Source organism: Sneathiella sp. (genome assembly GCF_041689005.1).
Classification (GTDB): domain Bacteria; phylum Pseudomonadota; class Alphaproteobacteria; order Sneathiellales; family Sneathiellaceae; genus Sneathiella.
In genome coordinates this window covers 1-7,890 of sequence record NZ_JBDNHC010000066.1, presented here as the reverse complement: position 1 = coordinate 7,890, position 7,890 = coordinate 1, and the positions used below count along the sequence as shown (strand labels likewise).

The 7,890-nt window shown below is 52.3% G+C and carries 6 protein-coding genes; all 6 read left to right on the top strand.

What is annotated here, in order from left to right; all coding sequences use genetic code 11:
• Positions 1-1,642: extracellular solute-binding protein (locus ACESNI_RS07350; protein ID WP_373085897.1), on the top strand; the 1,642-nt coding region annotated here is incomplete at its 5' end.
• A gap of 27 nt (positions 1,643-1,669) precedes the next feature.
• Complete coding sequence (locus tag ACESNI_RS07345; RefSeq protein WP_373085896.1) at positions 1,670-3,520, top strand: extracellular solute-binding protein; 1,851 nt, start codon at positions 1,670-1,672, stop codon at positions 3,518-3,520.
• Between the two features lie 22 nt (positions 3,521-3,542).
• Positions 3,543-4,652 (top strand): microcin C ABC transporter permease YejB, encoded by a 1,110-nt coding sequence (locus ACESNI_RS07340; RefSeq protein ID WP_373085895.1) that lies wholly within the window; start codon positions 3,543-3,545, stop codon positions 4,650-4,652.
• A 3-nt stretch (positions 4,653-4,655) separates the two neighbouring features.
• A complete protein-coding gene (locus tag ACESNI_RS07335; protein WP_373085894.1) occupies positions 4,656-5,681 on the top strand; it encodes an ABC transporter permease in 1,026 nt (341 codons plus the stop codon).
• Positions 5,681-7,303 (top strand): ABC transporter ATP-binding protein, encoded by a 1,623-nt coding sequence (locus tag ACESNI_RS07330; protein ID WP_373085893.1) that lies wholly within the window; start codon positions 5,681-5,683, stop codon positions 7,301-7,303. Before ACESNI_RS07335 ends, ACESNI_RS07330 begins: the two co-directional genes overlap by 1 nt.
• Before the next feature lie 30 nt (positions 7,304-7,333).
• Positions 7,334-7,890: NAD(P)-dependent oxidoreductase (locus ACESNI_RS07325; protein WP_373085892.1), on the top strand; the 557-nt coding region annotated here is incomplete at its 3' end.

The following is a 7,890-nucleotide window of genomic DNA, read 5'->3' as shown; positions in this document are numbered from 1 at the left end:
TAACCTCAACCCTTATACCCCCAAGGGCCAAGCGGCCAACGGCCTCGGCCTGACGTTCGAACCACTTATGACCGAGTCTGCTGATGATCCCAGCGCAGAATACGGACTTGTCGCAGAGAGTGTCGAGGTTGCCGACGACCTGAGCTTCGCGATTTTCAACATCCGCCCTGAGGCTCGCTTCCATGACGGCGCCCCCATCACCGTCGAAGACATCATATACAGCCTGCAGGCTGTAAAGGAAAAAGGTGCCCCGCTTTTCCGCTATTATTATGCGAACGTGAAATCAGCCGAGAAGCTGGATGACCATCGGATAAAATTTAACTTCTCCGGGCCACCTAATCGGGAATTGCCGCAGATTGTCGGGCAGTTGCTGCCCATTTTGTCGAAGAAATATTTTGAGACCCATACGTTCGAGGAAACGACCCTGGATCCAATTCTCGGATCCGGGCCTTACCGGATCAAAAATTTTGAGACCAATCGCTATATTGTTTACGAGCGCGTCAAGGATTACTGGGGGGCAGACCTACCCATCAATGTCGGACGGAATAATTTCGATACGATTCGCTATGATTTTTATCGGGATACAGCCGTGCTACTGGAGGCCTTCAAGGCCGGTGAATATGACTACCGGTCAGAAAACAGCGCCAAAAACTGGGCCACCGGGTATGATTTTCCCGCAGTAAAGGCAGGATATGTCATTCTTGAGGAAATCCCCAACGAGCGTTCTGCTGGAATGCAGGGATATGCGTTCAACCTGCGGCGAGAAAAATTTCAGGATCCCGCCCTGCGAGAGGCGCTTACATATGCATTTGATTTTGAGTGGCTGAACAAGAACATTTTTTATGATCAGTACGCCCGGACCAGCAGCTTTTTTGAAAACTCGGTCATGGCGGCAAAGGGAGAACCAACAGAAGCCGAGCTTGCGATTCTAGAACCGTATCGCGACAAATTGCCACCCCGGGTCTTTGGCCCCGCCTACAAGGCTCCCGTAACCGATGGCAGCGGACGGGACCGCGCACCCCTTCAAAAAGCCAAAGAAATCCTGTCGGATGCCGGCTGGAAGGTTCAGGATCGAAAGCTGATTGACCCTAAAACAGGAAAACCGCTGACGATTGAATTCCTGATGAATGACCCGAATAGTCTTCGTATTACGGGACCCTTCATCAAAAATCTCAAGAAACTCGGGATTGACGCGAACGCGCGGGTAGTTGATTCGGCACAATATACGGAACGCGTGCGCAATTATGATTTTGACATCATTACCGCCGGCTTCGGGCAATCCATTAGCCCCGGAAATGAACAGCGCGAATTCTGGGGCGACGAGGCGGGCAAGCGGCCTGGAAGCCGGAACGTCATGGGCATTGACGATCCCGTCATTGACGCGCTGATCGAAAACCTGATAAGCGCCCCGGATTACGATAGTCTAATTCCGGCAGTTCGCGCCCTTGACCGGGTCCTGACATGGAATTTTTTCGTCATTCCCCAATTTCACGCTGCCTATGATCGTATCGCCTATTGGAATAAATTCGGTCATACAGATGTCAATCCCACGCAAGGGCCTGACATCATGAGTTGGTGGGTAGACTCCGAAAAAGTTAAGCGCCTGCAACAGGGTCTGCGCGAACTCAGTGAGAAAAAATAGAGACAGTATTCCCTGAGGGGGGACAGAGTGAGAGTATTTTTTTTAACGTGCTTGGCAGCAAGCCTGCTTATCGGCGGGGCAAGTATTGCGGAACCGGTTACGAATTACGGCCTCTCTGTCTTTGGTGATCTGAAATATGGCCCGGATTTCACCCATTTTGACTATGTCAATCCCGATGCCCCGAAAGGCGGCATCATCAAACTCCGGGACACGGACAGTTTTGATACGGTAAATCCCTTTCTGCTCAAGGGAAATGCTGCCGTCATCAACGGCGACAAGGGCGGTGATCTGTATTTCAATTTCACCCAGTTAATGACACCGTCCTATGACGAACCGGACGCTGTTTATGGGCTGCTCGCGGAAACGGTGACGGTCGCCGAAAGCGGACAATGGGTGGAATTCAAGCTGCGTCCGCAAGCCCGGTTCCATGACAACACGCCCATTACTGCCGAAGATGTTGCCTTTACCTTTAACATCCTGAAAAAGGAAGGCCATCCCCGCTACCGGATGTTATATCGCGATATAATTGCGGCAAAAGTTTTGGACCCTCTCAATATCCGCTTCACCTTCCGCGACGGGGCGTTGACACGCGACCTGCCCTATCAGGTGGCGACCATGCCTATCCTGTCGAAGGCATCGTTCGACAACCGCGAATTTGCGGTCACCACGATGGAACCGCTGCTCGGGTCCGGACCCTATAAAATCGCAAAAATGAACCCCGGCCGCTCAATCACTTACGAGCGGGTGAAGAACCACTGGGCCGAAAATCTGCCGGTTCACAAGGGTCGGTTCAATTTCGATACGATACAGGTCGATTATTACCGGGACCGGGATATCGCCCTTGAAGCCTTTTTCGCCGGAGAATATGACTTTCGCGAAGAGTTCACCTCCCGTAGCTGGGCGACAGAATACGAAAATAAGCCCGCCGTTAAGGCGGAATTTATAAAGCGCGATATTTTTGCCGACGCCTCGCTAACGGGATTGCAGGCGTTCTTTATGAATACGCGCCGCGAGCCGTTTCAGGACATCCGCGTGCGCAAGGCTTTTAACCTGCTATTTGATTTCGAATGGACGAACCAGAACCTCTTCTACGGTCTATATGAGCGGCTCGGGTCGGTGTTCGAGAATTCGGATATGAAAGCGACAGGCTTACCTTCCCCTTCAGAATTAGCGCTTCTCACGCCCTGGGAAGAGGAATTGCCCGCGGAGATTTTTACCACCGAATTCAAGCCGGCGGAGACCGACGGCTCCGGGAATATTCGCAAACAAATCCACGCGGCACTGGCATTGTTTACAGAGGCCGGCTGGACCGTCGAAAACAAGAAGCTTGTGAATGCCGACGGCCACCAGATGCAGGTCGAGTTCCTGTTGTATGAACAATCCTTCACCCGGGTTATCAATCCTTTCATCCTTAACCTTGAACGCGTCGGAATAGAGGCCTCAGTACGCGTGATTGATAGTGCAAGCTGGCAAAACCGTATTCGGTCTTTTGATTTTGACATCGTTGTCCGGCGGTTTCCACAATCGCAAATTCCAGGGGTTGAACAAAGAGACTGGTGGGGATCTGCCGCAGCCGACACAGATGGCGGGCTGAACATTGCAGGGGTCAAAAACCCGGCGGTCAATGCCTTGATAGAAAAAATCATCGAAGCGAAAACACGCGGCGACCTGACCACGGCGGCGCGTGCCCTCGACCGTGTATTGATGTGGAATTATTATATGATACCGCAATGGTACAAAAATTCACATTTCATTGCCTACTGGGATAAATTTGGCCGACCCAATGCCAAAAAACCCGGCTTTGATCGTGCGGTTCTTCACAGCTGGTGGTATGATCAGGCGAAAGCCGATAGCCTGGCCTCCCGCCGGGGACAATAATCCAGGAACGAAGGAGTATTCTTTGTTTGCATATATCCTGAGACGTATCCTGCTCATGATACCAACCTTATTTGGCATCATGGTTCTCAATTTTGTAGTTATACAGTTTGCGCCGGGAGGGCCCATTGAGCAAATAATCGCTGAGATTCAGGGGACCGCCGTCGGCGCCACTTCCCGCATCGGGGGCAGCGGTTCGGGTGATACGGGGGGCGGAGGCAGTTCAGCTTCGTCGGGAGTTGGATCGCAAAGCTCCTATCGTGGGGCACAAGGGCTTGATCCCGCCTTCATCAAGGAGCTGGAAGTCCAGTTCGGCTTTGATAAGCCAGCCTACGAACGCTTCTTCCTGATGATGAAGAATTACCTGATGTTTGATTTTGGCACCAGCTACTTCCGCGATGAATCGGTGGTTAATCTGGTTATTGAAAAGTTGCCGGTGTCCATTTCTATCGGGTTGTGGACGACGTTGTTGGTATACCTGATTTCAATCCCTCTCGGGATTGCCAAAGCGGTGCGCGATGGGACGAAGTTCGATCTATGGACCAGCAGTCTGGTCATTATCGGCAATGCCATCCCTAGCTTTCTGTTCGCGGTCGCCCTTATTGTTCTGTTTGCAGGCGGATCGTATTACGATTGGTTTCCCCTTCGCGGTCTGACGTCGGAGAACTGGGATCAGCTTAGCCTGCTGCATAAGGTGACTGATTATCTCTGGCATATCACGCTTCCGGTGACGGCAATGGTTATCGGCGGATTTGCGGCACTGACCCAGCTCACCAAAAATTCATTTCTCGACCAGATCGGCCAGCAATATGTATTGACGGCCCGGGCAAAGGGGTTGAGTGAACGCCGGGTCCTTTATGGACATGTGTTTCGCAATGCCATGTTGATTGTCATTGCCGGATTCCCAAGCGCCTTTATCGGGATTTTGTTCACCGGGTCGCTGCTGATTGAGGTGATTTTCAGCCTTGACGGCTTGGGGCTGCTTGGGTTCGAAGCGGCAATAAATCGGGATTACCCCGTCATTTTTGCTACGGTGTATGTTTTCGCCCTGCTCGGCCTGGTTATGAACCTTATCGGGGACCTCACCTATATGTTCGTCGATCCCCGGATTGACTTTGAAGCGCGGGAGGCCTGAGCATTGCAACTTTCCGCGATTAATCGACGCCGCCTCGACAATTTCAAGGCTAATCGACGGGGCTATTGGTCGATGATTTTTTTCGTCGTACTTTTTGTTCTTTCTTTGTTTGCAGAAATGATCGCCAACGACAAGCCGTTGATAGTTTCCTACGACAATCAACTTTATTTCCCGTTTCTTGTGGCTTACCCGGAAACGGATTTCGGCGGTGACTTCGAAACCGAAGCAGACTATCGCGATCCCTTTGTCGCTGATCTGATTAATGAAAACGGCTGGCAAATATGGCCGCTGATCCGCTACAGCTATACGACAATCAATTATGCGCTGACGTCGCCAGCACCGTCCCCTCCCGATCTCGAAAATTGGCTGGGCACAGATGATCAAGGCCGGGATGTCCTTGCGCGGGTCATTTACGGGTATAGAATTTCCGTGGCCTTCGGCCTGATCCTGACTATTTTTAGCTCCCTGATCGGGGTGACGGCGGGCGCTGTTCAGGGCTACTTCGGCGGCTGGGTTGACTTGATATTCCAGCGTTTTCTGGAAATCTGGGGCGGGATGCCGAGCCTTTATATCCTGATTATCCTCGCCTCCCTGATCGAGCCAACATTTATGATCCTCCTGATATTATTGTTGTTGTTCAGCTGGCCAAGTCTGGTTGGCGTGGTGCGGGCGGAATTTCTCCGATCACGTAATTTCGATTATGTCCGCGCGGCCCGCGCCTTGGGCGTGCGCGACGGGGTTATCATGTTCAAGCATTTACTGCCGAACTCCATGGTCTCAGCCCTTACCTTTTTGCCCTTCATTTTGACAGGTTCCATCGTCAGCCTCACATCGCTCGATTTTCTCGGACTTGGCCTGCCCCCGGGCTCACCCTCGCTCGGGGAGCTACTGGCGCAGGGAAAGGCGAATTTACAGGCTCCCTGGCTCGGGATCACCGCCTTCGTGACATTGTCGGTAATGCTGACCCTTGCCTTTTTCATGCAAGAGGGTATCCGTGATGCATTTGACCCCAGAAAGACATTCCGCTGATGGCGCTGGTAGACGTAAACGACCTCTGGGTTACCTTTAAATCCGATGGCAAGGACGTTGCCGCCGTTAAAGGCGTCTCCTTTGCGATTGAAAAAGGTGAAACCCTAGCTCTCGTTGGGGAAAGCGGATCAGGGAAATCTGTCACGGCTCTCAGCATCCTGCAACTTCTGCCCTATCCACTTGCCCAGCACCCGCGGGGCTCAATTGTTGTGGATGGGATGGAGGTCGTAGGCAGCTCGCAGAAAAACATGCGGAAAATTCGCGGCAACCGGATTTCCATGATCTTTCAGGAGCCGATGACCTCGCTCAATCCATTACATACGATTGAAAAGCAGATTAACGAGACATTGCTTATCCACATGGGTATGAGCAAGCGGAAGGCCGCCGCCCGGGTGCGCGAGCTGCTGGAAATGGTGGGTCTTGATGCGATCGATGAAAGACTGGGGGCCTACCCACACCAGCTTTCCGGCGGACAGCGCCAGCGCGTCATGATTGCGATGGCATTGGCCAACGAGCCGGACTTGCTGATCGCAGACGAACCGACAACGGCCCTTGATGTCACCATTCAGGCACAAGTACTCGAACTCCTGCAGAATCTGCAGAAGCGTCTCGGAATGGCAATATTGCTGATCACCCATGATCTCGGGATTGTCCGGAAGATGGCGAAGGACGTCTGTGTGATGACGGAGGGTGAAATAGTCGAGGCAAGTTCGACGAAAGAGCTTTTCTCAAACCCGCAGCACGATTATACGCGCATGTTGCTGGAAGCTGAGCCGAAGGGACTTCCCGTTCGTAAAAACGATTCCGTGCCGGAGATTATCAGTAGCCATAATCTAAAAGTCTATTTTCCGATCAAGAAGGGGCTGTTCAAACGAACAGTCAATTATGTTCGGGCAGTCGACGATATCTCACTCACGGTAAAGCAGGGCCATACCGTGGGCATCGTCGGGGAAAGCGGGTCCGGAAAATCAACTCTGGGACTTGCGCTGTTGCGGCTAATATCTTCAAAAGGAGATATTTTGTTTGAAGGCCAATCTATCCAGAACGTGAGCTGGAAAACCCTGCGTCCATTGCGGGCGGAAATCCAGATCGTGTTTCAGGATCCCTATTCCAGCCTCAGCCCCCGGCTCTCGGTGGCGCAGATAATTGAGGAGGGCCTCATTGTCCATGAAGGCCGCGGCGACCGGCGGGAACGACGCGACCGCATCTCGGATATCCTGAAAGAAGTCGGCATCGCGCCGGAAGCCCAGGACCGCTACCCTCACGAGTTTTCCGGCGGCCAGCGCCAGCGGATTGCCATCGCCCGCGCCCTCATTCTAAAGCCGAAATTTATCGTCCTTGATGAGCCAACATCGGCACTGGACATGTCCGTTCAAGCGCAGATTGTCAATCTGTTGCGCGACCTTCAAACGCGGTATAACCTGACCTATCTTTTCATCAGCCACGACCTTAAGGTTGTTCGTGCAATCGCCGACAGCGTCATCGTTATGCAAAATGGCAAAATCGTCGAGCAGGGAAGTTCCGCACAAATCTTTGACAATCCGGAAACAGACTATACAAAGGCACTTATGAAAGCCGCGTTTGACTTGGAAACGGTCGGCGAGAATGTCGTTAACAATTAAGGCATCTGAAATAAGGTGTCGGAGAGAAATATGGCTCTTTTATTCAAAAGTAATATTGATCGCGCAGACTGGTGGCGGCATGAACTGAACAAGCATATTCCGGATCTGGACGTACGAATCTGGCCCGATATTGGCGACCCGGATGAAATTGAATACGCTCTTTGCTGGAAAATGCCGCATGGTGAACTGGCTAAATTCAATAATCTGAAGGCGGTTTATTCGCTGGGCGCCGGGGTCGATCATCTCCTGGCAGACCCGGATTTTCCACGGCACCTGCCGTTTTCACGGGTTGTTGATCCCAATCTCACCGGGCGGATGTCGGAGTATATCGCCCAGCATGTTTTGAACCATCATCGGTTTCAGTCGATCTACGACGCGCATCAGCAGGACCACCTCTGGAAAGAACATTTCGCCCCTTTCGCCTCGGAACGTAAAGTCGGTATCCTCGGTATGGGTGAACTGGGGAGTGGCGCCGCGCGGGCCCTGCAGTTCCTGAAATTCGATGTGGCAGGATGGAGCCGGTCTGAAAAGAAAATTGACGGGGTGCACAGTTTTTACGGCGATGACCAGCTCGATGAATTTCTTGC